The following is a 24,166-nucleotide window of genomic DNA, read 5'->3' on the forward strand; positions in this document are numbered from 1 at the left end:
CGGAGTCCCTGATGACCCTCCCGCCGAACCCCACGGCACCCGGACCGGATCCCCTCGACCACCCCGACCCGCTGCGCGCCGCCGACTCGGCCGCCACCGAAACGCTTCTGCGCGCCTACGTCCGGGAGACCGCCACCGGCGTCCCCGCCGCCGGTGAGGACCTGCAGCTCGACTTCCCCGCCAGCGGACTGCGGCTCGGCGTCCCCGTCCGCTACCGCTCGGCCACCGGCTGGCACCGCTTCGGCGACCCCGTCGTCCTCGGCACCGGCCGGGACGTCCCCCCGCCCGCCGACGCGACCCTCGTCGCCTCGGCGGCGATCCGCGAGTCCACCACCGGCCGCGGCCACCCCGCCCACCTCGGCGCCGACGCCGCCGGCCGGGTCCTGAACTCCGCCGGACGCGTCGCCGCCCACCTGGCCGCCCGCCGCGCCGAGGGCGAGGACACCACCGGCCCCACCCCGTACCTCGACGCCGAACAGGCACTCCTGCTCGGCCACCCCTTCCACCCCGCCCCCAAGAGCCGCGAAGAAGCGACCGAGCACGAACTGGCCGCCTTCTCCCCGGAGCTGCGCGGATCCTTCCCCCTGCACTGGTTCGCCGCCCACCCGGACATCGTGGTGGGGGAGAGCTGGGACGGCCGCCCCGTCGCCGGCCTGCTGCGTTCCGCCGCCGCCGGCCTCGACCTGCCCCCGGGCACCGTGCCCCTCCCCGCGCATCCCTGGCAGGCGCGCGACGTGCTGAACCGGCCGGAGGTCCGGCAACTCGTCGACGACGGGCTGCTCATACCGCTGGGCCCCGGGGGAGACCCGTGGTTCCCGACGTCCTCGGTGCGCACGGTCCACCGCCCCGACGCCGACGTCATGCTCAAGCTCTCCCTCGGCATGCGCATCACCAACTCGCGCCGCAACAACCTGCGCGGCGAGATGCGCCTGGGCGTCAGCGCGGCCCGGCTGCTCGCCGCGGGCCCCGCCGACTGGCTGCGCGCCGAACACCCCGACTTCGGGATCCTGCGCGACTTCGCCTGGATCTCCGCCGGAACCTCGGGCGCCGAGACCGGGCTGGAGACCGCCGTCCGCGACAACCCCTTCCGCGGCGGCGCCCGCGAAGGCCTGTGCGTCGCCGGCCTGCTCGCCGAGCGCACCGGCCCCGGCGACGGAACGGCCCCGCGCCACCGCAGCCTGCTCGCCGAAGCGGTGACCCGCGCCGCGCGCACCCACGGCACGACGGTCGCCGAGGCGGCCGCCCGCTGGCTGGAGTACTACCTCGACGTCCTGGCCGTCCCGCTCATCCGCCTCCAGGCCCGGTACGGCATCGCGCTCGAACCGCACCACCAGAACACCCTCGTCGCCCTCGGCGAGGACGGCCTGCCCACCGCCGGCTGGTACCGCGACAGCCAGGGCTACTACCTCGCCGAATCCCGCGCGGCCGACGTCGAACGCCTCCTGCCCGGCGCCACCGACGACGTCGAACTCGTCTTCGCCGACGCCTTCGTCGACGAGCGCGTCGGCTACTACCTCTACATCAGCAACCTCCTCGGCCTCATCGGCGCGATGGGCGCCCAGGGCCTGGCCGGCGAGCCTGACCTGCTGCGCGTGCTGCGCGCCGGGCTGGAACGGCTGCGCGCGAGCGAGCCCGGCGCCAAGAGCCTGCTGGACCTGCTGCTCGACGCACCGGTGCTGCGCTGCAAGGGCAACTACCTCACCTGCGTGGACGGGCTCGACGAACTCGTCGGCGACGTGCACACCCAGTCCGTCTACATCGACCTTCCCAACCCCCTCGCGGAGGCCCTGCGTTGAGCGCCCAGACCCCTTACGACCTCGTCGGCGTCGGCATCGGCCCGTTCAACCTGTCGCTGGCCGCCCTCGCGGACGGCGTGCCGGACCTGAACGCCCTCTTCCTCGACGCGAAGCCCGCCTTCTCCTGGCACCCCGGCCTGCTCATGGAGGGCACCACCCTCCAGGTGCCCTTCCTCGCCGACCTGGTCACCATGGCCGACCCCACCAGCCCCTGGTCGTACCTGAACTACCTGCGGTCCCACGACCGCATGTTCCCCTTCTTCTTCTCCGAGCGCTTCCTCATCCCGCGCCGCGAGTACGACCACTACTGCCGCTGGGTCGCCGAGAGCCTGCCCTCCTGCCGCTTCGACGCCCGCGTCACCGCCGTCGAGTGGGACGAGAGCGCCGGCGCCTTCGCCGTCACCCACCGCTCCGCCGACGGCACCGCCACCCGCGTCCTGGCCCGCCAGGTCGTCCTCGGCGTCGGCACCAGCCCCGTGGTGCCCGAGCCGCTGCGCCCCCTGCTGACCGACGAGCACCGCGGCCGGGTGCTGCACAGCGCCGACTACCGCACGCACCGGGCCGCCCTGGCCGCCGCCGACGACGTCACCGTCATCGGAGCCGGCCAGTCCGGCGCCGAGGTCGTCCTCGACCTCATCCGCCACCAGGACGGCCAGGGCCTCGGCGGCCCCTTCACGCGCTGGCTGGCCCGCACGCCCGCGTTCGCGCCCATGGAGTACTCCAAGATCGGCCTGGAGCACTTCACGCCCGACTACATCCGCTACTTCCGCGCCCTGCCCGAGGAGCGCCGCGAGCACCTCGTCCGCGAGCAGTGGCAGCTGTACAAGGGCGTCAGCGCCGACACCCTCGGCGCCATCCACGACGAGCTCTACGAGCGCACCATCGGCGGCGGCCGCCCCCGCGCGGACCTGCACCCCGGCGTCGAGCTGCGCGCCGTGGAGACGGACGGCGACGGATACGTCCTGACGTGCCGTCACAGCCCGCAGGACAGCGAGTTCACCTTCCGCACCTCCGCGATCGTCGCAGCCACCGGCTACAGCGCCACCCGCCCGGCCTTCCTCGACACCATGAGCGACCTCGTCGACTGGGACGACCGGCAGCGCTACCGCGTCGACGGCCAGTACCGGGTCGCCCTCGACCCGCGGGTCGGCGGCACCCTCTACGTCCAGAACGCCGAGATGCACACCCACGGCGTCGGAGCCCCGGACCTCACCCTCGGCGCCTGGCGCGCCGCCAAGATCCTCAACGCGGTCTGCGGCCGTCCCGTGCTGCCGGTGCCCGAGCAAGCCGCCTGGACGACCTTCGGCGCTCCCGAAGGCGCCCCCGCCGCCGGCTCCGCAGCCGGTCCCGGTCCCGCCGCCGCGGACCGCCGGCCGGACCCGATCGGGACCCTGCGGTGACCCCGGCCCGGCAGGCCGGGGGAGCGGCCCCCGCACGGTCGGGCCTGCCGCTGCGGGCCGTCCTGATCGCCGTCATCGCGCTCTACCTCATCGCCGAGACCGCGCTCGCCCCCTTCCTCCCCCAGCTCTTCCAGCGCCTCTACGGCGTCGACGACCCCGGAGCCACGGGCCTGTACCTGTGGGTCTGCCGCATCGTGGGGCTGATCGCCCTCCCGCTGTGGGGGCTCGCGGCCCGCCGCCGGCCCCTGCACCAGCTGGTGGTCACCGGCCTGTGCTCGGCGGCCGTCGTGGACGTCTTCCTCGGCTTCGCACCCAGCTACACCGCCTTCACCGCACTGTCGGCGGCCTCCGTGGCCGCCAACGCCGCGCTGCTGCTCGCCTACCCGGCCTTCATCGCCGAGCACACCCGCAAGGCGACCGAGGAGCAGAGCGACCCCGAGCACGCCGAACTGGCCGCCGTGCGCTCCATCGTCCTCGTCTTCCACCTCGCAGCGGTGGCCGCGACCCTGGTCGGCGCGGGGGTGCTCGCCCTGCCCGACCCGCGCCTGGGCGTCTCGGCGTTCGCCGTGGTCGACGTCGTCCTCGCCGTCCTCATCCTGCGCGTGCTGCGCCGGCTGCCGCCGGGGGAGAAGAAGCCCGCGAGCACCACGCCCGTACGAGCCGCCGTCCCGCGCCGCAGCCGCCGGCTGCTGCTCGCCCAAGCGGCCCTCATCGGCGTCGCCTTCGACTTCGCGATCGCCGTGGCCCGCCCCTTCTTCACCGAGTTCGCCGAGGACCTCGGCAGCGGCTCCCTGGGCGGCGCCGTGCTGTTCTTCCTGCCCAGCCTGGGCGCGCTGGTGACCCTGCCGCTGGCACGCACCTGCCACGACCGGTTCGGCAGCCGCCTGCTGCCGGTGTCGGCCCTGGTCTGCGCGGCCGGCTTCCTGTGGCAGTACGCCGCCGACGGCCTCCCCGCGCTCGTCAGCGGCCGGCTGCTGGCAGGCCTCGGCCTCGGCCTCGTCCAGGTCGCCGTGGAGATGCGGATGTTCCGGACCACCGGCACGGCCGGGCCCGCCTTCACCGCCGTGGAGACCGTCCGCTCCGCCGGCCTGCTCGCCGCCCCGCTGATCTCGGCGGCCGTCGTCTCCCACGACCTCGCGCTGCCGCTGACGGTCGCCGCCGCGGCCCTGGCCTGCGCCGCCGTGGCCTCCCTGGCGAAGGCACCGCACACCACCACCGCGGGCACCGCGCCCGCACCACCCGTTCCCGACCCGATCCCCGTCACCGTCCCCGCCGACGCATCCGCGCACGCCAAGGAGTACGACCGATGAACCGCGCCACCCGAGACACCTGGGCCGAAGCCGGCCGCCGGCTGCTGGTCAAGGCCGTCGAGGAGTTCGCCTACGAGGAGCTGCTGACGCCGCGGCCCGACGAGTCCGCCGGGCCCGGCGCGTACCGCCTCGACTTCGCGGACGGCGTCCACTGGACCTTCCGCGCGGCACGCGGCACGTTCGGCACCTGGCGCCTCGCCGGCCCGCCCGTCCGCCACCCGGCCCCCGCCGACGGCGACGCCGGCCCCGAGCGGCTCCTGCTCGACGCCCGCGGCGTCCTCGGCTGGGACGGCCCCACCACCGCCGAGGTGCTGCGGGAGCTGACCGCGACCCGGCGCAGCGACGCCGCCTCCCTCGCCCGCGCCCTGCCCGCCGCCCGGCTGGCCGACCTGGACCACCTCGACCTGGAGGCCCACCAGGACGGGCACCCCTGCATGCTGCTCAACAAGGGCCGCCTCGGCTTCTCCGCCTCCGACTCCGCCGCCTACGCCCCCGAGACCGCCGGCACCGTCCACCTGATATGGGCCGCCGTCCACACCGGCCTCGCCACGTACTCGGGCGTCCCCGGCCTGGACGCCGGGACACTGCTCAAGGAGGAGCTGGACGACGACGTCCGCGAGCGGTTCGCCGCGGCCCTGGAGGCGGCCTGCGCCGGCGGACCGTACGACGCGTCCGACTTCGTGTGGCTGCCGGTGCACCCCTTCCACTGGGACGAGGCCGTCGAGACTCTCTTCGCCCAGTACCTCGCCGAGGGCCGCATCGTCCGGCTCGGCGAGAGCCCGGACCGCTACCGCCCGCTGCAGTCGATCCGCACCCTCGCCAACCTCGACCACCCGCACCGCCGCAACGTCAAGGTGCCCCTGCTCATCCGCAACACCCTGGTGTGGCGCGGCCTGAAGACCGAGCCCACGCACGCCGCCCCGGACGTGAGCGCCTGGCTGCACGGCATCCGCGCCGGCGACCCGTTCCTCAGCGAGGAGCTGCGCTTCCACCCGCTCGGCGAGGTCGCCGCCGTGTCCGTGGCCCACCCCCTCTACGACTCCGTGACCGACGCCCCGTACCGGTTCCACGAGCTGCTGGGCGCCGTGTGGCGCGAGCCGGTGGGCGCCCTCCTCGGCGCCGGCGAGCAGGCCCGCACCATGGCCGCCCTGCTCAAGGTGGGCTCCGACGGCCGGGCCCTGGCCGCCGAGCTGGTCGAGCGCTCCGGCCTGACGGCGCAGCAGTGGCTGGAGAGGTTCTTCGCCGCCCTGCTGCCGGGCCTGCTGCACTACCTCTACCGCTACGGCACCGCCTTCTGCCCGCACGGCGAGAACACCGTCGTCCTCTACGACGCGAAGGACACCCCGATCGGCATCGCCGTCAAGGACTTCGCCGAGGACGTCAACCTGCTGCCCGGGGACCACCCCGAGTACGCGTCCCTGTCCGAGCGCGCGGACCGGATCCTGCTGCGCTGGCCCGCCCACGAGCTGGCCCACTCCCTGCTCAGCGCCGTCTTCGCCGGGCACTTCCGCTTCTTCGCCCCGCTGGCCGCCGAGCACCTGGACGTCCCCGAGGACACCTTCTGGGCCATGGTCCGCGCCGAGATCGAGCGCTACCACGCCCGCTTCCCCGAGCTCGCCGGCCGCTTCGACGGCTTCGGCCTCCTCGCCCCCGACTTCGACCGGGTCGCCCTCAACCGCGAACAGCTCCTCGGCGGCGGCTTCCACGACCGCGCGGAGAAGGACGAGGGCTTCGACGTCGTCCACGGCCGCGTCGCCAACCCGCTCGCCACCGCCACCGCCGGGGAGACCAAGTGAGCCAGGACACCACCGCCTTCGACCACCTGCGCGCCGAGGCCGCGGCCGGCCGCCTGGAAGAGGTCGTCGTCGCCGTCCCCGACCTGCAGGGCCGCCTCCAGGGCAGCCGCCTGTCGGCCCCCTACTTCCTCGACGAAGCCGCCGGGAACGGCTTCAACGCCTGCGTCTACCTCCTCGCCACCGACGCCGAGATGAACACCGGCCCCGGCTACGGCATCGACGCCTGGCAGAGCGGCTTCGGCGACTTCACCCTCCGCCCCGACCCGGGCACCGTGCGGCTGCCCGGCTGGGACCCCGGCACCGCCGTGGTCCTCGCCGACGCCACCTGGCCCGGCGGCGCTCCCGTCGAGGTCGCCCCCCGCCACATCCTGCGCGCACAGCTCGACCGGCTCGCCGGCCACGGCCTGACCGCCTTCGCCGGCACCGAACTGGAGTTCATGGTCTTCAACGACTCCTACGACGAGGCCTGGGACCGCCGCTACCACGACCTGCAGCCCGCCACCCGCTACAACGTCGACTACTCCCTCCAGGGCCTCGCCGGCGTCGAACCGCTCGTCCGCCGCATCCGCCGCGAGATGACGCGCGCCGGGCTGCGCATGGAGACCGCGCGGGGCGAGGTCCACCCCGGCCAGTACGAGATCGTCTTCCGCTACGACGAGGCGATGAAGACCTGCGACAACCACGTCTTCTTCAAGAACGGCGTCAAGCAGATCGCCGCCGACGAGGGCCGCGCCGTCACCTTCATGCCGAAGTTCGACGACGGCGAGGGCAACTCCTGCCACATCCACCTCTCGCTGCGCGGCACCGACGGCACGGCCGTCCTCGCCGACCCGGACGCCGAGGACGGCATGTCCGCCCTCATGCGCCACTTCATCGCCGGACAGCTCGCCTGCCTCGCCGACTTCACGCTGCTGATGGCCCCCAACATCAACTCGTACAAGCGGCTGCGCCCCGGGGCGTTCGCCCCGACCGGCATCGGCTGGGGCCGCGACAACCGCACCTGCCCCATCCGCGTCGTCGGCGCCGGTCACTCCCTGCGCATCGAACACCGCGTCCCCGGCGGCGACGCCAACCCCTACCTCGCCATGGCCGCCGCCGTGGCCGCCGGCCTCCACGGCATCGAGAACGAACTCCCGCTTCCGGCCCCGCACGAGTCCAACGCCCTGGCCGACCCGTCCGTCCCCCGCCTGCCCGGCACGCTCACCGCGGCGCTCCACCGGTGGGAGAACAGCGCCGTCGCGGCGAAGGCCTTCGGCACCGGCGTCGTCGGCCACATCGCCCAGGCGGCCCGCACCGAGCTGGAGAACTTCGAGAGCGCGGTCACGGACTGGGAACGCGTCCGGGGATTCGAACGCCTGTAGGGCCGGCCCGCAGGACCTGGCGGGCTGCCGGCGCCGGGGAACCGGCGGCAGCCCGCTCCTGAGACGTCCGGTTTCCGCCCGCCTCCCCGGGCGCAGTATCGAGAAGTGGGCACAGCGGAGGGGGAGAGGCCATGACCGTGATCGTCGGGCTCGTCCACGGCGGGCGGGTGCACCTGGGCGGGGACTCGGCCGGTGTCTCCGGCCTCAGACTGACCGTCCGCCAGGACCCGAAGACCTTCCGCAACGGTCCCTACGCCATGGGCTTCACCACCAGCTTCCGCATGGGGCAGCTGCTGCACCACGCCTTCAGGGCGCCCGAACCCCAGGGCGACCTGGACCGGTTCATGACCACCGTCTTCGTCGACAAGCTGCGCAAGTGCCTCAAGGAGGGCGGCTGGGCGAGCAAGGACTCCGAGCAGGAGAAGGCCGGGACGTTCCTCGTCGGTGTGCACGGCCGCCTGTTCGCCGTCTACGACGACTACCAGATAGCCGAGCCCGCCGACGGATACGCGGCCGTGGGGTGCGGGGGCGAAATCGCCCTCGGCGCCCTGCACGCCACGACGGGCCTGGACCTCAAACCGCGCAAGCGGCTGGCGCTGGCCCTGGCGGCCGCCGGCCACCACAGCGCCGGGGTCTCCGAACCGTTCAGCTACGTCACCGCGCGAAAGCACCTGGCCTGACCAGGGCGGCGGCCCGGCCGGCACCGGCCGGGCCGCTACCGGACCAGCTCAAAGGAAATGTGCGCGGACAGCGCACGGAGGAAGCCCGGCGCGTCGAAGACCGCCCCGGCGGAGACGACACCGACCGTCCTCGTCCGGCCCGTGAGGATGCGGTGGACCGCTTCCACCGCGAGCGGCGCGGTGACGGCGTAGATGTCCCGGCCCCTCGCCACGGCACGGCGTTCGGTGCCGCCGCGGCGCACGACGGCGTCGACGAGGAAGGTCTGGGCGGAACGCCCCTGCTCGTCGGCGGCAGCGGGGGCAGGCGTGTCCGGGGCCAGCACCTCCCTGGCGGCCTCCACCGTCATGTGGGTGCGCACCTCGGGAACGGACAGGTGGCTGGAGACGGTGACGACGTCGGCCGTCGTGAACTCCCCTATGACGGCCCGGAGGCCCACCGGTTCGGGGAACGACCACTGAAGGGCCGGCGCGGCGTCCTGACGATACTCCAGCTGCCCGTTGCTGTAGCGGACGCGTCCCCGCCCGTTGCGCCGCCGACGGGTGACCTCGCTCGACGCGCGGGTGCCGGCGGTCGGGTGCCAGCTGCTCAGCGCGTACGCGATCTCCGCCTCGTCGGCGGCCGTCCAGTCACCCATCGCCGCCGTGATCAGCAGGTCGCCCAGACCGCCGTAGAAGGCCATCGCGGGGACGACCACCGCTCCCGCAGCCCGGGCACGGTCCGAGAACCCCGCGAACGTATCGGCACTGGCCTCGATCTCGCCCGCCACGTCCACGTACGGGACCCCCGCCCGCAGCGCCGCCTCGATCAGCGGGGCGGCGGTCGCGGCGAACGGCCCGGCGCAGTTGATCACGGCCGCCGCACCGGCCAGAGCGCGGTCGAGCGAGGCCGGATCACCGACCGGCGCCGGACGGGCGCCGGCCCCGGGACAGGACGCCGCCAGCGCCTGCAGCTTGCCGGCGTCGCGGCCGGAGAGGACCGGCAGGAACCCCCGGTCCCGCAGCTCGGCCACCACGAACCGCCCGGTGTGCCCGTACGCTCCGTACACCGCCACCTTGTGATCCGTTGTCATGACTTCTCTCCCCCGTGCCCGGTTGATCGACTACGGCCATTCTGGTGGGGTCGGACGCCTCCCTGTGAGTGTCCGGAACGACATGACGCGTACAATTCCGGACATGGGTACTGTCGCGCTGGCCGTCACCGACGGGATGCTGCACTTCGAACTGTCCGTGGCCTACGAGATCTTCGGCGCCGCCCCTGCCGGCGTGGCAGGCCCCTGGTACGACGTGGCCGTCTGCGGTTCGGACGCGGTACAGGTCGGCCGGTTCCGCCTGGAGCCCGACCACGGGTTCGACCGGCTCCGGCGCGCCGAGACCGTGATCGTCCCCGGCTGGGCCGACGTCGACGTGGCCCCGCCCGCCGACCTGGTCGACGCCGTACGGGCGGCCCACGAGGCCGGCGCGCGCGTGGCCTCCCTCTGCACGGGCGCCTTCGTGCTCGCCGCAGCCGGCCTGCTGGACGGCAAACGCGCCACCACGCACTGGGCGCACACCGGCGACCTGGCCGCCCGCTACCCCCGTGTCGAGGTCGACCCGGACGTGCTCTACGTGGACAACGGCAGCGTGCTCACCTCCGCGGGCAAGGCCGCCGCGCTCGACCTGTGCCTGCACCTCGTCCGGCTCGACCACGGCTCGTCGGTCGCCAACGTCGTCGCCCGCCGCCTGGTCGTGCCGCCGCACCGGGCCGGCGGCCAGGCCCAGTTCGTCACCACCCCGATGCCCGCCCAGGACGACCACCCGCTCTCCGCACTGCTCCCCTGGGTGATCGAACGGCTCGACCAGCCGCTGACCGTGGAGGACATGGCGCGCCGGGCCCGGATGAGCTCGCGCCACCTGGGCCGCCACTTCAGGGCGACCACCGGCACCACCCCGCTCCAGTGGCTGCTCACCCAGCGGATCCGCCGTGCCCAGGAACTGCTGGAGAAGACCGACGACAGCATCGACGCCATCGCGGCGGCCACGGGCACCGGCACCGCCACGACGCTGCGCCGGCACTTCAACCGGACCGTCGGCGTCCCCCCGGACACCTACCGCCGCACCTTCCGCTCGCGGCCACGTCCCGAGCCGGAGGGCGAGACGGGTGCGGTGAAGGGAACGCGGTGAGACCGGGCGCGAGGAGCCGCGCGCCGACGGCTCCTCGCGGGGGACGGGCAGCGGATCCGGCGGCGCCCGCCGGAAACCGGCCCGGCCGGTGCAGTGCAGGGTTCACTGCCCGGGTCCACTGCCCGGCCGGGCCTTGCTCAGGCGGCGTGCCTGCCGCCGCCCCTCGTCGTCCGCCCGGCGGGTGATGCCCGGCGCGCCTGCGGGGCCGTCTCTTCACTGGGGAGGTCGGGGACGGCACGCAGGGCGCGCCGGTGCTGTGCGCGGCGGTCGGCCTCGGGTCCGCTGAGCAGTCGTTCCTCGTAGCGGCCCAGCGCGAGCACCGCGCACAACATCAAAGGGGGCAGGAGCAGAGCGACGGCGACCACGGGGGCCCCTTCCGCAGCGGCGGTGGGTTCTCCTATCGCCTTGCCGTACGTGTTCGATGCAAACACCTTTGCTCACGAGCCGCTCGTATGGGGGTATCCGCCCCATGGGGCAGCCACGCTGCGTGAGCCCGCCTGTGCCCATCCGTGGCCAAAGCCTCCTCACTCCGTAGCCCGGCTCGCGCGCCCTCGAACGAATCCAGGGCCCGCCCCGGGCTCTGACCGCCGACCGGCCGGCAGTTCAGCCGGGGACGTTCGTGCACCGCGCCCCCGCCGGGCGGCTGCGCGGCCGGGGCAGCGCGGGCGCCTTCGGCGTGCCGGTGCGGACGTCCTCGGGGAGGCGGAGCGAGCCGCCGGCCGCACCGCGGTGAATCGGCCCGTCCGAGACGGTCAGCGGAACGCCCGTCCCTCCCCGGCGGGCCGCCACGATCTCCGCTGCGATCGACAGAGCGGTCTCTTCCGGCGTACGGGCCCCGAGGTCGAGGCCGATCGGGGACCTCAGCCGGGCCAGCTCCCGGGCCGTCACGCCGGCTTCGCGCAGCCGCCGGACGCGGTCCGCGTGCGTGCGGCGCGACCCCATCGCGCCGACGAACGCGACCGGCATCCGCAGCGCCTCCTGCAACAGGGGCACGTCGAACTTGGCGTCGTGGGTGAGCACGCACAGGACCGTGCGCCCGTCGACCGCGGTGCGCCGCAGGTAGCGGTGCGGCCAGTCGACCACGACGTCGTCGGCCCCGGGAAAACGGGCGCGCGTGGCGAAGACCGGGCGGGCGTCGCACACGGTCACGTCGTAGCCGAGGAACTTGCCCGCGCGTACGAGCGCCGCGGTGAAGTCGATCGCCCCGAAGACGATCATCCGGGGCGGTGGCACGCTCGATTCCACGAGCAGCGTGAGGTCACGGGGGCAGTGCGATCCGTCCTCCGAGAGGCCGACCGTGCCCGTGCGGCCGGCGTCCAGCATGGCCCGGGCCTCGGCCGCAGCTGTCCGGTCGAGCCCGGCGTGGCCGCCGAGGCCGCCTTCGTACGGGCCTTCGGGCCGCACGGACAGGACCCGGCCGAGGAGTCCGGCCGGGCCTCCGACGACCCGGGCGACGGCCACCGGTCCGCCCCGGGCGGCGGTCGACAGCGCGGACCGGAACACCGCCCGCCAAGGCGCGTCCGCGGCGACCGGCGTGACCATGATGTCGATGACTCCGCCGCAGGTGAGGCCGACGGCGAAGGCGTCCTCGTCGCTGTACCCGAAGCGCTCGACGACCGTCTCGCCGTCCGCCAGCGCCTGCCGGCACAGCTCGTACACCGCCCCTTCCACACAGCCCCCGGAGACCGAACCGATGACCGTGCCCTCACTGTCGACGGCGAGGGCGGCGCCGGGGCCGCGCGGGGCGCTGCCGCTGACGGCCACGACGGTGGCGACGGCGAAGTCGCGGCCCTCCTCGGCCCAGCAGTGCAACTGCTCGGCGATGTCAAGCATGCGGTTCCTTCGTGCCGGCGTGGGGTTCCCCTGTGCCGGCGTGCGGTTCCTTCGTACCGGCCTGCGTTGCCTCCGCTCCTGCCCCCGCTCCCGCTCCCGCTCCCGCTCCCGCTCCCGCTCCCGCCAGGATGACGCGGTCCGGCCGGATGGGCAGGTTCCGGTGGCGTACGCCCGTCGCGTGCCAGACCGCGTTGGCGACGGCCGCCGCGGCGCCCACGATGCCGATCTCGCCGATGCCCTTGATCCCGACGGGGTCGTCCGGATCGGGATCGTCGATCCAGTCCGCCTCGATGTGCGGTACGTCGGCGTGCGTGGCGACGTGGTAACCCGCGAGGTCGGCCCCGTAAGGACCGCCGGAGGCGCGGTCCCGGACCCCCTCTTCGTGGAGGGCCATGGAGATGCCCCAGATCATTCCGCCGGTGAACTGGTTGCGCGCGGTGAGCGGGTTGATGATCCGGCCCGCGGCGAAGATGCCGAGCATGCGCCGCACGCGCACCTCGCCGGTGGCCACGTCCACGGCGACCTCGGCGAACTGCGCGCCGAAGGAATGCCGTTCCTTCTGCGCGAGGGCGCCGACGGCCTCGGTGGTGTCCGACCGCACCGTGATCCCTTCCGGCGGGATGCCGGCGCCCGGGACGAGCCGCTCGCGCAACTCGCCGGCCGCGGCCGTGATCGCCCAGGACCAGGAGCGCGTCCCCATCGAGCCTCCGGCGATCATCGCCGGTCCGAAGTCGCTGTCCCCGATGCGCACCCGGACGCGTTCCGGCCCGACTTCGAGCGCGTCGGCGGCCACGAGGGTGAGCGCGGTCCGCGCCCCGGTTCCGATGTCGGCCGCGGAGATCCGCACGGTGAACGTGCCGTCCGCCTCCGCCGTCACGGCTGCCGTGGATGGCCGGGCCCCCACCGGGAACGAGGCCGCCGCCGTGCCGGTGCCGAGCAGCCAGCGGCCTTCGCGGCGCAGGCCGGGACGGGGGTCCCGGTCCGCCCAGCCGAACCGGCGGGCGCCCTCCCGGAAGCAGGCGAGCAGGTTGCGGCTGCTGAAGGGCAGGCCGGACACCGGACCCCGCGCGGGCTCATTGCGCACGCGCAGCTCGACCGGGTCGATGCCGCACTTCTCGGCCAGCTCGTCGAGCGCCGCCTCCAGCGCGAACGAGCCCGGTGCCTCGCCGGGCGCGCGCATCCACGTCGGCGTCGGCACGTCGAGCCGTACCACCCGGTTGGCCGTGTGGTGGGCGTCGGCGTCGTACATCACCCGTGCCGCCGACGCGCCCGGCTCGACGAATTCGTGCACGCTGGAGGTCATGCTCAGGCAGCGGTGCTCCAGCGCGCGCAGCCGGCCGCCGGCGTCGGCGCCGAGCCTGAGCCGCTGGATCGTGGGGCTGCGGTAGCCGGCGAGGGAGAACATCTGCCGGCGCGTCATGACGACCCGGACCGGCCGCCGGAGGGCGGTCGCGGCCATCACGGCGGCCACTTGGTGCGCACGGGCCCCCTTGCTCCCGAAGCCGCCGCCGACGTGCTCGGACCGGACGCGCACCGAGGCCGGATCGAGCGAGAACAGCTGGGCGAGCTCGCCGACGACCCAGGTGGCGCCCTGGTTGGAGTCCACGATGTCGAGCCGGCCGCCGTCCCAGCGGGCCGTGGCCGCGTGCGGCTCCATCGGCTGGTGGTACTCCTCCGGAGTGGTGTACTCCGCGTCCACGACGACGGCGGAGGACGCCAGTGCGGACTCCAGGTCCCCCTTCCCGGTCACGCCCGGCAGGTGACCGTCCAGGGCATACGCGTCCGGGCGCCCGTCCGTGAAGGTGATGTCGTGCGGCTCCTCCTCGTAGTGCACGACGAGCGCTTCGGCCGCCTCCCTGGCCTGCTCGGACGTCTCGGCGACGACCAGCGCCACGGGCCACCCCAGGTGCGGCACCCGGTCGTGCTGGAAGACGGCGCAGGTCGGGTCCGGGGCTCCCAGGAGGCCGACGTAGCCGGTGTTGAGCTGCGGGGCGTTCCCGTGATGGAGGACGGTGAGCACCCCCGGCATCGCGAGGACCCCGGCGGTCTCCACCGAGCGGATGCGGCCACGGGCGACGGTGGAGAGCACCAGCCAGCCGTGGGCGAGCCCGGCGAAGGGGATCTCACCGGCGTAGCGGGCGGCTCCGGTGACCTTGTCACGGCCTTCTATGCGCGTGTGCGCGGTGCCGGCGGAGGGCTTGTGCGCTGCGGGAGCGGTGGTCATCGGGCTGCCTCCTCGGCGAGTTCGGTCAGCACCGCCACCACGAGGTTGCGCATCAGCGTCACCTTGTACCCGTTGTGCGGCAGCGGCTCGGCGGCGGCCAGTTCGGCGTCCGCGGCGGCGGCGAACGTCTCGGCGCCGGCGTGTGCCCCGGTCAGTACGCGTTCGGCCGCCCGGGCCCGCCACGGCCGGGACGCGACCGCCCCGAAGGCCAGGCGTGCCTCTCGCACCACACCGTCCCGGACGTCGAGCGCGGCGGCGACCGAGCCGATCGCGAACGCGTACGAGGCGCGCTCGCGCACCTTGCGGTAGCGGGAGCGGGCGGCGACCGGCGCGGGCGGCAGGATGACGCCGGTGATCAGCGCTCCCTGCGGCAGGGCGGTCTCCAGGTGCGGGGTGTCGCCCACGGGCAGGTAGAAGTCGGCGAGCGGTAACAGGCCCGGCCCGTCGGCCGTTTCGTACGCCACGACGGCGTCGAATGCGGTCAGCGCCACGGCCATGTCCGAGGGGTGGACCGCCACGCAGTGGCCGGACGCGCCCAGGATCGCGTGGTTGCGGTGTTCGCCCTCGACGGCGGGGCAACCGCTGCCGGGGACGCGCTTGTTGCACGGCCGCGTCACGTCGGTGAAGTAGCCGCAGCGGGTGCGCTGGAGCAGGTTCCCGCCGACCGTGGCCATGTTGCGCAGCTGCCCGGAGGCGCCGGCCAGCACCGCCTGCGTCAGCGCCGGGAAGCGGCGGCGGACCTCGGGGTGGGCGGCGAGCTCGCTGTTGGTGACGGTGGCGCCGATGCGCAGGCCTCCGTCCGCCGCCGGCTCGATGCGGTCCAGGGGCAGTTCGCGCACGTCGACGAGGCGGGAGGGGCGCTCGACGCCGGCCTTCATCAGGTCGACGAGGTTGGTGCCGCCGCCGAGGAAGCGCGCCCCGGGATCCGCGCCGAGCAGGGCGAGGGCACCGGGTACGTCGGACACGCGCTGATAACCGAACTCCTTCACGCCGCCCCCTGGGTCCGCGTGGTCTCCGCCTGGAAGGCGCCTGTCCGGAGGGGGCCCGTCCGGACCGTCTCCGTATGGACGGTGTCCGTGATCGTCTCCGTGCGGACGGCGGCCGCGCGGGCGACCGCCTGCACGATCGACACGTAGGCACCGCAGCGGCACAGGTTGCCGCTCATCCGCTCGCGGATCTCCTCGGGGGTGAGCGGGGGCGGACCCGCTTCGGGCCGGACGTCGCCGGTGACGGCGCTCGGCCAGCCCGCCGCGTGCTCCTCGATCACCGCGACCGCCGAACAGATCTGCCCCGGCGTGCAGTAGCCGCACTGGTAGCCGTCCAGGTCGAGGAACGCCTGCTGGACCGGGTGCAGTTGCCCGCCTTCGGCGAGGCCTTCGACGGTGGTCACCGCACGCCCCTCGGCCGCCACCGCGAGCTGCAGGCAGGCAACGGCCCGGCGTCCGTCGAGCAGGACCGTGCAGGCACCGCATTGCCCCTGGTCGCAGCCCTTCTTGGTGCCGGTCAGATCGAGGCGCTCGCGCAGTGCGTCGAGCAGGGTGGTGCGGTGGTCGACGGTCAGCGTGTGCTTCTCGCCGTTGATGTCCAAGGTGACGGCGCTGTGCGTCGGCGAGGGGGGTGGGGCCATGATCAGCCTTCTTTCGCGTATCCGGAGCGTGGCGTCGCAGGGGCGAGCAGGCACGAACCGGCAGGCAGATGAATCAGAAGATGACTCGGAAGATCACGAGGTGGCGCTGTGCGTAGGCGTAGGCGTGTGGAAGTGCGTGTGCGAGCGTGCGTGGGGACGTAGGTGCGGGAACTCCGGGAACACTGCAGGCGGCGAAGCCCGCAGTGCCGGTCGTCCCCGTGGCGACCGGCCGAGCCGCAACTGCCGCTATGGTGAGCACAAGCGGACAGCTGTCCGCTCTCGTGGAGCGTAGTGGACACGTGTCCGGTTGAACAAGGGCGAAGTCCGGGCACGTGCCGCCGGGAGGGCGAGTGCAGGAGAAGAAGGAAGCGGCTCTGCGGTCGGACGCGCAGCGGAACCGCGAGCGCATCCTGGCCGTGGCCGTGGCCGAGCTGACGCGCTGCCCGGACGCCCCGCTGAGCACGATCGCCAGGAAGGCGGGCGTCGGACAGGGCACGTTCTACCGCAACTTCCCCAATCGCGAGGCGCTCGTCCTCGAGATCTACCGCTACGAGATGCAGCAGGTCGCCGACACGGCCGCCCAGTTGCTCGCGACGCGGGAACCGGCCCAGGCCCTGCGCGAGTGGATGGACCGCCTCGCCCGGTTCGCCATGACCAAGGCCGGCCTGGCCGACGCGATCCGCATGGCCACCTCCGGGCCCGGGGGACCGTCGAAACCGGGACACGCTCCCGTGACCTCCGCGGCCGGCCTCCTGCTCCGCGCCAACGAGAACGCCGGCACCATCCGCCCGGGGGTGAGCCCGGACGACTTCCTCCTCGCCATCGCCGGCCTGTGGCAGATCGACCCCGACTCGGACTGGCACCCGCGCGCGACCCGGCTGCTGGACCTCGTCATGGACGGCCTGCGAGCGGGAGCACCGGGAGGCTGACGGGGTCGGCAGCGGGGCGCGGGTTCGCATCCGTCCCGCAGGCACTGTTGTTCGGCCGATCTGCGCCCCGGCTGCATGGTTGGGGACGACGGGGTAGATGTGTAGCAAGCTGCGGTCCGATGATCGCATCATCCGTATGGATGAGCGTGCGGGCGCGGACCGACCGACCTACCCGCCAGGGAGTGACATGACCCGTTCCCATCAGAAGGGCGGTGGCGCCCCGGCCGGGCGCCCCGACACGGCCCTCGACGAAGTGGTCAAAGAGTTCGAGGCGGCCGAGTCCGGCGGCACCGGCCGGGCGGAAGCGCGCCGGCGCCGCCACGGCGAGAAGGGCGACGGAAGGCAGCCGACCGTCAAGCAAGGAGACGCCCTCACCCCCAGCGAAGACGCCCAGGAGGATGCCCAGAAGAACGCCCGGGAGGACGTCGCCGACGACACCTGACCGGCGCCATTGCCGTGCGTACCCCTGTCCGCCCCCGTCCTCCCCGGAGGCTCTGATGGCTTTCCCCGGCAATTCCTTCGTCCGCACCTGGCGGCACTGGCGTCGCGGAAGCGACCTCGCCGTCCCCCTCCACTCCACCACCGTCGAGGACACCAACCGGCGCTTCCTGCTCTACGGGGTGCTCCCGATGTGGGTGGTGCCCGCGGTCTCCGACTGGTGGATGCACAAGAGGACCCGCATCGAGCACACGAGTGGCGTAAAGGAGTCGGCCGTCCACGCCCTGATGATGACCGAGGCCGGCATCCCCGTCGCCATGGGACTCCTGGCCAAGATCAACCCGCTCGTCCTGTCCGTCATGGGAGGGGCCGCCGTCGCCCACGGCGCCACGGCCCTCTACGACGTGAGTCTGGCCACCGCGGAACGCGAAGTGCGTCCCCTGGAACAGCACATCCACAGCTTCCTCGAGGTGCTGCCGCTGTCGGCGCTGGCGTTCACCGCGTGCCTGCACGCCGACGAGGCCCGTGCGCTGCTGCGGGGCGGCCGCGGCCCCCGCGACTGGAAGCTCCTGCCCAAGGACAACCCGCTGCCGGCGAAGTACCTCGCGGCCCTGGGAGCGGTGATCTGCGCCGGGGTGCTCCTGCCGTACGGCGAGGAGATGTCCCGGTGCCTGCGCGCCCGGCGCTCGGCTCCCGCCTCATGAGGCGCGTCCCCGCTCCCACCCGCGCCGCGCCTACCCGCCCGCTGCCTCCCCTGCGCGTGCTCCGCATCGGAGGAGCGGGGCCGGAGGACGTCGTGGTCGACACCGCCGGGCGGGTGCTCACCGGCACCGGCGACGGCCGGATACGGCGGATCACCCTGCCCGGCCCGCGCAGCGGCGCCACGGTGGAGGAGATCGCCCGGACGGGCGGCAGGCCGCTGGGCCTGGAAGCACTTCCCGACGGCCGGCTGCTCGTCTGCGACGCGGAACGGGGGCTGCTGCGCGTCACCCCGGAGGCCGCCGGCAGCGTCGAGGTGCTCGCGGACTCGGTGGCCGGCGCGCCGCTGCGCTTCTGCAGCAACGCGGCCGCCGCCGCGGACGGCACCGTCTACTTCACCGCCTCCAGCCTGCGGTACGGGCTGCACGCGTGGCAGGCCGACATCACCGAGCACTCCGGCACCGGCAGACTCCTGCGGCTCGTGCCGGGCGGCGAACCCGAAGTGCTGCTCGACGACCTGCAGTTCGCGAACGGAGTCGTCCTGGCGGCCGACGAATCCTACGTCGCCGTGGCCGAAACCGGCGCCTACCGCCTCACCCGGCTCTGGCTCACCGGCCCCCGGGCAGGGACGCGCGACACCCTGATCGACGACCTGCCGGGCTTCCCCGACAACCTGTCCCGCAGCGCCACCGGGACCATCTGGACCGCCCTGGCCTCGCCCCGGATGGCGCCCCTCGAATGGCTCCACCGCGCCCCCACGCGGGTACGGCGGGGAGCAGCCGCCGCGGCGGTCCGCCTGCGCCCGCCCCCGAGCCGTGTCGCCCGCGTCATGGGCATCGACGCCGGCGGCAGCGTCACCCACGACCTGCGACGTCGCGGCACGGGCTACCGGATGGTCACCAGCGCGTACGAGCACGAAGGCACCCTCATCCTCGGCAGCCTCCTGGAGGCGGGCATCGCCCTGTGCGAACTTCCGTCCGCTGTCCCGGCCGAGGACGGCCGGGAGAAAACGGTGTCCTGAAAAGAGCAGCACAGGGAATCATGGAGCGGACACGGACCTGCTACCGAATCACCGAACGAGGAAACGCCCCCGTGCCGGTGCCTGCCCTGGATGACCGCGGCCCGGGCGGCGGCCTGATCGGGCGGACTCGGTCGGCCGCCGGGCACCGGTACCGCTACGGGCGGACGTACGGGCGGGTCATGATCTCCATGTTGTGGCCGTCCGGGTCCGTGAAGTACGCGCCGCGGCCCCCGAACAGGCTGTTGACCCGGCCCGGTTCCGTGTGACGGGGATCCGCGTAGTAGGTGACCCCGAGGGCCTCCAGGCGGTCGATCATCGCGTCGAACTGCCCGTCGGGCACGAGGAACGCGTAGTGCTGCGACTGGATCGGCTCGTCGCGCTTCTCGTAGTAGTCGAGCGTGACGCCGTTGCCGAGGTCGACGGGGAGGAAGGGCCCGAAGGGAGCCCCCACCTTCAGCCCGAGGACGGCGGCCATGAACTCGGCCGACAGGTGCCGGTCGCTGGCGTAGACGGCGGTGTGGTTCAGCTGGACGGAGGCCGCCGGCAGTTCGGACGCGTGCGGGATCTGCTGTTCGTTCGGCATAGGTGTTCTGGTTTCTCCGAGATCTTGGAATTCACTGGAAGGGCGCCGGAACGCGGCGCAACGCAGGAAGATTCGGAGAAGAAGGGCGGGGCTCTGGCCCGCCTCGCGCTCACGCCGAGGCCGGGAACCCCACTCGTGTATGGCCCAAGGCCGACCCGGCAGTCACCCGGCCGATCTTAATGATCATTGCCGAGCGGAGCAACGCCATTCCCTGCGCCCCTGTCCCCCGGTCCGCGGCCGGAAGTGCCGTTGAGACGGCCGTACGTTCCCTGAAAGGATCTTCGGGGGAGTTGTGCACCGTCGACGGGGATCGCCGGCGCAAGGCGAGCGCACCCCCGGTCGGACGACCAGAGGAGGGGCCGGACAGTGAATGGCAGAGGCGACGGACCCGGTGGCCGGGCCGCCGGGACACGGCCCCCGGGGCCGGAGCAAGCCGGTGAGGAGTTACGCCGGTTACGCCTCGAACGCGGCGTCTCCCTGGTCGGGCTGGCCCGGCTCGCGTTCTACAGCAAGGGCTACCTGAGCAAGGTCGAGAACGGCGAGAAGCCGCTGACCCTGGAGCTGGCCCGCGCTTGCGATCAGGCACTGGAGACCGGCGGCGCACTCGAGCTCCTCGTCCCGGCCCCGGCGGCGGACCAGGGCAGCTCCCGGACGCAGGACGACGGCGTGTGCCCGTACCAGGGGCTGTCGCCGTTCGGGGCGGAGGACGCCCGGTGGTTCTTCGGCCGGGAAGCGGAAACCGCCGCCGTGGTCGCCCAGCTGACGGAACGGCTCACCGCACCGGGCCCCCTCCTGGTCATGGCCCCTTCCGGTGCGGGCAAGTCCTCTCTGTTACGGGCAGGCATGCTGCCCGCCCTGGCCCGCGGCGTCCTGCCGGTCACCGGCTCGTGCGACTGGCCCGCAGTACTGCTCACCCCCGGCGAGCACCCCGTCGAGGAGCTCCTCTCACAGGTCACGAAGGCCACCGGAGGGCCTCACCGACTGCTGGAGAAAGCGTTCAGCGAAGGGCCCGCCGCATTCGCCGAAGCAGTACGTGAGGTGACGAACGGTCCGAACGGTCCGGCGGCTCTCGTGGTCGTCGTGGACCAGTTCGAGGAACTCTTCACCCTCTGCCGGGACGGACAAGAACGCGCCACCTTCGTGGAAGCGCTCCTCGCTCTGGCCGCAGGGCGAGGAGACACGGGGGCCGGACTGCCGACGGCCCTGGTCGTGCTCGGTGTCCGTGCGGACTTCTACGACCGCTGCCTGGCCTACCCCGGACTCGCGTCCTCCCTTCAGCACGGCCACATCACCCTGGGCCCGATGAACGACGCCCGATTGCGGGAAGCCATCACGGCACCTGCCCGCGAGGCCGGCCTGGAGGTGGAGGCGGGGCTGGTCGAAGTCCTGTTGCGGGACATCGGTCTCGTGCCCGGCGACGCTGCGAGTGCAGGCGTGTCCCGGGCCGGAGCGCTTCCCCTGCTCTCGCACGCTCTCCTCGGCACCTGGCAGCACCGCGAGAACGCCACGCTGACCGTGGCCGGCTACCGCCTCACCGGAGGCATTTCGGGGGCCGTCGCCGCCACCGCCGAACGCGCCTACACCTCACTGCCCACCGCCCGGCAAGCAGCGGCCCGGCGCCTCCTCCTCCAGCTCGTCCACGTCGGAGAGGACGGGGAGACCAGTCACCGCACCCACCGCAGGCAACTGCTGGAAGGTCACCCCGACCGGGAGACGACCGAAGCCGTCCTCGAAGTGTTCACCCGCGCCCGCCTGCTGACCGTCGACGCCGACCACGTGGAACCGGCCCACGAAATCCTGCTGCACGCCTGGCCGCGCCTCCGGAAGTGGATCGACGACGACCGCGCCGGCCTGCGCACGCGCCAGCTCCTCGTCGAGACGGCCGCGGCGTGGGAGAACGAGCGCCGCGACAAAGGCCTGCTCTACCGCGGCACCCGCCTGGCCGCGGCCCGCGAATGGGCCGCCGACCCCGCCCGCCGCGCCACCCTCAGCCCCGGGGCGCAGGCGTTCCTCGACGCCAGCACCGGCCACGAGACCGCAGAGCGGAAGAGAGAGCGACGCCGCAGCAGAGGCCTGCGCCAACTGCTCGCCGGTCTCGCGATCCTGCTGGCCCTCGCCTTGATCGCCACGGCAGTGGCCTTCCGGCAGCGGCAGACCGCCGTCACCGCTCAGCACGAGGCGCAGTCCCGGCAGCTGGCCGCCCAGTCGGCAGCCCTCCTCGATTCCGATCCCGATCTGGCCTCGCTGCTGGCCGTGCAGGCCCACCGCACCAGCCCCACCGGTGAAGCGACCGCGAGCCTCTACGGGGCCGCTGCCCTTCCTCTCCTCCACCGCCTCACCGGCCATTCCGGAGCGGTGACGGACGTGGCGTTCAGCCCTGACGGAAAGACCCTCGCCACCGGCGGTTCCGACGGCACCGCACGCATCTGGGACTCCGCCACCGGGAAGTCCCGCACCACCCTGGCCGGCCACAGCGCGCCGGTGCGATCGGTCGCGTTCAGCCCCGACGGCAAAATCCTCGCCACCGGCAGCGACGACAGAATAGTGCGGCTCTGGGACGTCGCCACAGGGGAAACCCGCGGCATTCTTACGGGCCATACCCGTCCGCTGCAATCGGTGGCCTTCAGCCCCGACGGCCTCACCCTCGCCACCGCCGGCGGCAACGACGAAACAGCCCGGCTGTGGGACGTGGCAACGGGCACGCCCCGCACCACCTTCGCCGCCCACAGCCAGGTGGCCGGGGTCACCTTCACTTCCGACGGCACACCCTTCGCCACCGGAGGCGAAAGCGGGATCAACCAAATCTGGGACGTCACCACAGGAAGAAGCCTTCACAGCCTCAGGGGAAAGCCCTGGAACAACGTGCACTCGCTGGCGTTCGGCCCCGCCGGCACATCTCTAGCCATCGGCAGCGACGACGGCACCGTCCAACTCTGGGACACGACCACCGGAAAAGCCCGCACCACCTTCACGGGGCAAGGCGCCCCGGTACGGTCTCTTGCGTTCAGCCCCGACGGCAAGACCCTCGCCACGAGCAGCATGAAGTCCGTGAGGCTGTGGGACGTGGCGACGGGTGCCCTCCGCACCACCTTCACCGACCACACCCACCCGGTGCAGTCGGTGGCGTTCAGCCCCGACGGCAGATCCCTCGTCACCGGCAGCTCCGACGGGACCGCAAGCATCTGGAAGATCACCACGGGAAAAGCCCGTAGTGCTCTCCCGGGGCGGACCGGCCCCGTGGAGGCGGTCGCGTTCAGCCCTGACGGCAAAGCCCTGGCCACCAGCAACTACGACAGGACCGTGCGCGTGTGGGACATGGCCACGGGGAGAATCCGCCGCACCCTCACCGGTCAGCCCGCGCTGGTCGCTTCCATGGCGTTCAGCTCCGACGGCAGGAGTCTCGCCACGGGCGGCTACGACGGCAGCGTCCGGATCTGGGACATCGCCACGGCCAAGACCCGCAGAATCCTCCCCGAGCATCCTGCGGCGGTGGGAAGGGTGGCGTTCAGCCCGGACGGGAAGACACTGGTCACCGGAAGCCAGGACAAGACCGTCCGCACCTGGGACGTGGCCACGGGCGCAGAACGGAACACCTCCACCCGCCGCGCCGCCCCCACCCGCGGCGAACCGGTGGTGTTCAGCGCCGACGGCAAGACCGTCGTCACCGGCAGCCTTCCCGGCGGCTCCGACAGGACGGTACGGGTCCAGGACGTGGCCACCGGCAGCAGCACCCGCACCATCACCACCGGCCACACCGCCCGGGCGGTGCTGATGGCGTTCAGTCCGGACGGGAGGACACTCGCCACCAGCAGCGGCGAAGAGTCCCTCTTCACCGGCACGTACGACGTCACCGTGGGGCTGTGGGACGCCCGCACGGGGAAGGCCCGCAACGTCATCACCGGTCTGTCCGGCAACGTGCTGGCGATGGCATTCAGCCCCGACGGCAAGACCATTGCCACGAGCAGCGACGACAGGACGGTGCAGCTCTGGGACGTCGCCACGGGGAAATCCCGCACCGTGCTCTCCGACAACCTCGGGCGAGTGGACCTGCTGGCGTTCAGCCCTGACGGAAAGACCTTGGCCACCAGCGGCGGTGACACGGGCGTGCAGTTCTGGGACGTGGACCTTCCCGGTGCCGCCGAAGCCGTCGCCAGGATCTGCCGGGCACTCCACCGGGACTTCACCGCCGGCGAACGGTCGTCGTACCTGCGCGACCAGCCGTCCGGCCCCGTGTGCCGGCCATGAGTGCACGGCCCGGCCGAGGACGCCGCGCGGTTACCGTACCCGTGCAGTTCCTCTTGGCGTTCTT

The 24,166-nt window shown here is 73.3% G+C and carries 19 protein-coding genes; 12 read left to right on the forward strand and 7 right to left on the reverse strand.

The annotated features are described in order from the left end of the window. Positions 1–11: 11 nt before the first annotated feature. The 6 genes from ACFZCD_RS10945 (at position 12) to ACFZCD_RS10970 (ending at position 8,343) form a co-directional block, all read left to right on the forward strand. A complete protein-coding gene (locus ACFZCD_RS10945; protein WP_391829495.1) occupies positions 12–1,796 on the forward strand; it encodes an IucA/IucC family protein in 1,785 nt (594 codons plus the stop codon). Beyond that, entirely contained in the window at positions 1,793–3,196 is a 1,404-nt protein-coding gene (locus tag ACFZCD_RS10950) for a lysine N(6)-hydroxylase/L-ornithine N(5)-oxygenase family protein (RefSeq protein WP_391829496.1), read from the forward strand. Before ACFZCD_RS10945 ends, ACFZCD_RS10950 begins: the two co-directional genes overlap by 4 nt. Next, positions 3,193–4,506 carry an MFS transporter gene (locus ACFZCD_RS10955; RefSeq protein WP_391829497.1) on the forward strand — a complete coding sequence of 438 codons (1,314 nt, stop codon included), beginning with the start codon at positions 3,193–3,195 and terminating at the stop codon, positions 4,504–4,506. The genes ACFZCD_RS10950 and ACFZCD_RS10955 overlap by 4 nt, the downstream gene beginning before the upstream one ends. Then, a complete protein-coding gene (locus ACFZCD_RS10960) occupies positions 4,503–6,302 on the forward strand; it encodes an IucA/IucC family protein (protein ID WP_391829498.1) in 1,800 nt (599 codons plus the stop codon). Before ACFZCD_RS10955 ends, ACFZCD_RS10960 begins: the two co-directional genes overlap by 4 nt. Continuing rightward, entirely contained in the window at positions 6,299–7,663 is a 1,365-nt protein-coding gene (locus ACFZCD_RS10965; RefSeq protein ID WP_391829499.1) for a glutamine synthetase family protein, read from the forward strand. Before ACFZCD_RS10960 ends, ACFZCD_RS10965 begins: the two co-directional genes overlap by 4 nt. A 131-nt stretch (positions 7,664–7,794) precedes the next feature. Beyond that, complete coding sequence (locus tag ACFZCD_RS10970) at positions 7,795–8,343, forward strand: hypothetical protein (RefSeq protein WP_391829500.1); 549 nt, start codon at positions 7,795–7,797, stop codon at positions 8,341–8,343. Between the two features lie 35 nt (positions 8,344–8,378). Here the strand turns inward: ACFZCD_RS10970 and ACFZCD_RS10975 are convergent, their stop codons facing one another. After that, entirely contained in the window at positions 8,379–9,413 is a 1,035-nt protein-coding gene (locus ACFZCD_RS10975; RefSeq protein WP_391829501.1) for a saccharopine dehydrogenase family protein, read from the reverse strand. 103 nt (positions 9,414–9,516) lie between these two features. Between ACFZCD_RS10975 and ACFZCD_RS10980 the strand changes: the two genes are divergently transcribed. Next, entirely contained in the window at positions 9,517–10,503 is a 987-nt protein-coding gene (locus ACFZCD_RS10980; protein WP_391829502.1) for a helix-turn-helix domain-containing protein, read from the forward strand. Positions 10,504–10,640: 137 nt separating this feature from the next. Here the strand turns inward: ACFZCD_RS10980 and ACFZCD_RS10985 are convergent, their stop codons facing one another. The 5 genes from ACFZCD_RS10985 to ACFZCD_RS11005 all read right to left on the reverse strand — a co-directional run bounded on the left by ACFZCD_RS10985 (position 10,641) and on the right by ACFZCD_RS11005 (position 16,187). After that, on the reverse strand, positions 10,641–10,868 hold the full coding sequence (locus tag ACFZCD_RS10985; protein ID WP_391829503.1) for a hypothetical protein: 228 nt from the start codon (positions 10,866–10,868) through the stop codon (positions 10,641–10,643). A 238-nt stretch (positions 10,869–11,106) separates the two neighbouring features. After that, complete coding sequence (locus ACFZCD_RS10990) at positions 11,107–12,336, reverse strand: XdhC family protein (protein ID WP_391829504.1); 1,230 nt, start codon at positions 12,334–12,336, stop codon at positions 11,107–11,109. After that, entirely contained in the window at positions 12,329–14,560 is a 2,232-nt protein-coding gene (locus tag ACFZCD_RS10995; protein ID WP_391829505.1) for a xanthine dehydrogenase family protein molybdopterin-binding subunit, read from the reverse strand. Before ACFZCD_RS10995 ends, ACFZCD_RS10990 begins: the two co-directional genes overlap by 8 nt. Beyond that, on the reverse strand, positions 14,557–15,549 hold the full coding sequence (locus ACFZCD_RS11000; RefSeq protein ID WP_391829506.1) for an FAD binding domain-containing protein: 993 nt from the start codon (positions 15,547–15,549) through the stop codon (positions 14,557–14,559). Before ACFZCD_RS11000 ends, ACFZCD_RS10995 begins: the two co-directional genes overlap by 4 nt. Beyond that, positions 15,546–16,187, reverse strand: a complete 642-nt coding sequence (locus ACFZCD_RS11005) for a 2Fe-2S iron-sulfur cluster-binding protein (RefSeq protein ID WP_391829507.1) — start codon at positions 16,185–16,187, stop codon at positions 15,546–15,548. The genes ACFZCD_RS11000 and ACFZCD_RS11005 overlap by 4 nt, the downstream gene beginning before the upstream one ends. Positions 16,188–16,537: 350 nt before the next feature. Here ACFZCD_RS11005 and ACFZCD_RS11010 point away from each other — a divergent pair, with 350 nt between their 5' ends. The 4 genes from ACFZCD_RS11010 to ACFZCD_RS11025 all read left to right on the forward strand — a co-directional run bounded on the left by ACFZCD_RS11010 (position 16,538) and on the right by ACFZCD_RS11025 (position 19,274). Continuing rightward, on the forward strand, positions 16,538–17,116 hold the full coding sequence (locus tag ACFZCD_RS11010) for a TetR/AcrR family transcriptional regulator (RefSeq protein WP_391829508.1): 579 nt from the start codon (positions 16,538–16,540) through the stop codon (positions 17,114–17,116). 187 nt (positions 17,117–17,303) lie between these two features. Next, positions 17,304–17,558, forward strand: coding sequence for a hypothetical protein (locus tag ACFZCD_RS11015; RefSeq protein ID WP_391829509.1), 255 nt, complete (start codon positions 17,304–17,306; stop codon positions 17,556–17,558). A gap of 55 nt (positions 17,559–17,613) precedes the next feature. Continuing rightward, the gene (locus tag ACFZCD_RS11020; RefSeq protein WP_391829510.1) at positions 17,614–18,258 is read left to right on the forward strand and encodes a diguanylate cyclase; all 645 of its coding nucleotides are present in this window, start codon (positions 17,614–17,616) and stop codon (positions 18,256–18,258) included. After that, positions 18,222–19,274 carry an SMP-30/gluconolactonase/LRE family protein gene (locus ACFZCD_RS11025; protein ID WP_391829511.1) on the forward strand — a complete coding sequence of 351 codons (1,053 nt, stop codon included), beginning with the start codon at positions 18,222–18,224 and terminating at the stop codon, positions 19,272–19,274. The genes ACFZCD_RS11020 and ACFZCD_RS11025 overlap by 37 nt, the downstream gene beginning before the upstream one ends. Before the next feature lie 154 nt (positions 19,275–19,428). Here ACFZCD_RS11025 and ACFZCD_RS11030 read toward each other — a convergent pair whose 3' ends face one another. Next, positions 19,429–19,857 carry a VOC family protein gene (locus ACFZCD_RS11030; RefSeq protein ID WP_391829512.1) on the reverse strand — a complete coding sequence of 143 codons (429 nt, stop codon included), beginning with the start codon at positions 19,855–19,857 and terminating at the stop codon, positions 19,429–19,431. Between the two features lie 366 nt (positions 19,858–20,223). On the opposite strand from ACFZCD_RS11030, the gene ACFZCD_RS11035 reads away from it, so the two are divergent. After that, positions 20,224–24,102 (forward strand): helix-turn-helix domain-containing protein, encoded by a 3,879-nt coding sequence (locus tag ACFZCD_RS11035; protein WP_391829513.1) that lies wholly within the window; start codon positions 20,224–20,226, stop codon positions 24,100–24,102. Positions 24,103–24,166 lie beyond the last annotated feature (64 nt).

Source organism: Streptomyces sp. NPDC008001, from assembly GCF_042958085.1.
Lineage (GTDB): Bacteria > Actinomycetota > Actinomycetes > Streptomycetales > Streptomycetaceae > Streptomyces.

What these genes read in the sequence shown, in the direction of transcription:
- ACFZCD_RS11015 (WP_391829509.1), top strand. Translation starts at nt 17,304, where the DNA reads ATGACCCGTTCCCATCAGAAGGGCGGTGGCGCCCCGGCCGGGCGCCCC.
- ACFZCD_RS10960 (WP_391829498.1), top strand. Translation starts at nt 4,503, where the DNA reads ATGAACCGCGCCACCCGAGACACCTGGGCCGAAGCCGGCCGCCGGCTG.
- ACFZCD_RS11030 (WP_391829512.1), bottom strand. Translation starts at nt 19,857, where the DNA reads ATGCCGAACGAACAGCAGATCCCGCACGCGTCCGAACTGCCGGCGGCC.
- ACFZCD_RS10995 (WP_391829505.1), bottom strand. Translation starts at nt 14,560, where the DNA reads ATGACCACCGCTCCCGCAGCGCACAAGCCCTCCGCCGGCACCGCGCAC.
- ACFZCD_RS10970 (WP_391829500.1), top strand. Translation starts at nt 7,795, where the DNA reads ATGACCGTGATCGTCGGGCTCGTCCACGGCGGGCGGGTGCACCTGGGC.
- ACFZCD_RS11005 (WP_391829507.1), bottom strand. Translation starts at nt 16,187, where the DNA reads ATGGCCCCACCCCCCTCGCCGACGCACAGCGCCGTCACCTTGGACATC.
- ACFZCD_RS10945 (WP_391829495.1), top strand. Translation starts at nt 12, where the DNA reads ATGACCCTCCCGCCGAACCCCACGGCACCCGGACCGGATCCCCTCGAC.
- ACFZCD_RS10975 (WP_391829501.1), bottom strand. Translation starts at nt 9,413, where the DNA reads ATGACAACGGATCACAAGGTGGCGGTGTACGGAGCGTACGGGCACACC.
- ACFZCD_RS11020 (WP_391829510.1), top strand. Translation starts at nt 17,614, where the DNA reads ATGGCTTTCCCCGGCAATTCCTTCGTCCGCACCTGGCGGCACTGGCGT.
- ACFZCD_RS10990 (WP_391829504.1), bottom strand. Translation starts at nt 12,336, where the DNA reads ATGCTTGACATCGCCGAGCAGTTGCACTGCTGGGCCGAGGAGGGCCGC.
- ACFZCD_RS10980 (WP_391829502.1), top strand. Translation starts at nt 9,517, where the DNA reads ATGGGTACTGTCGCGCTGGCCGTCACCGACGGGATGCTGCACTTCGAA.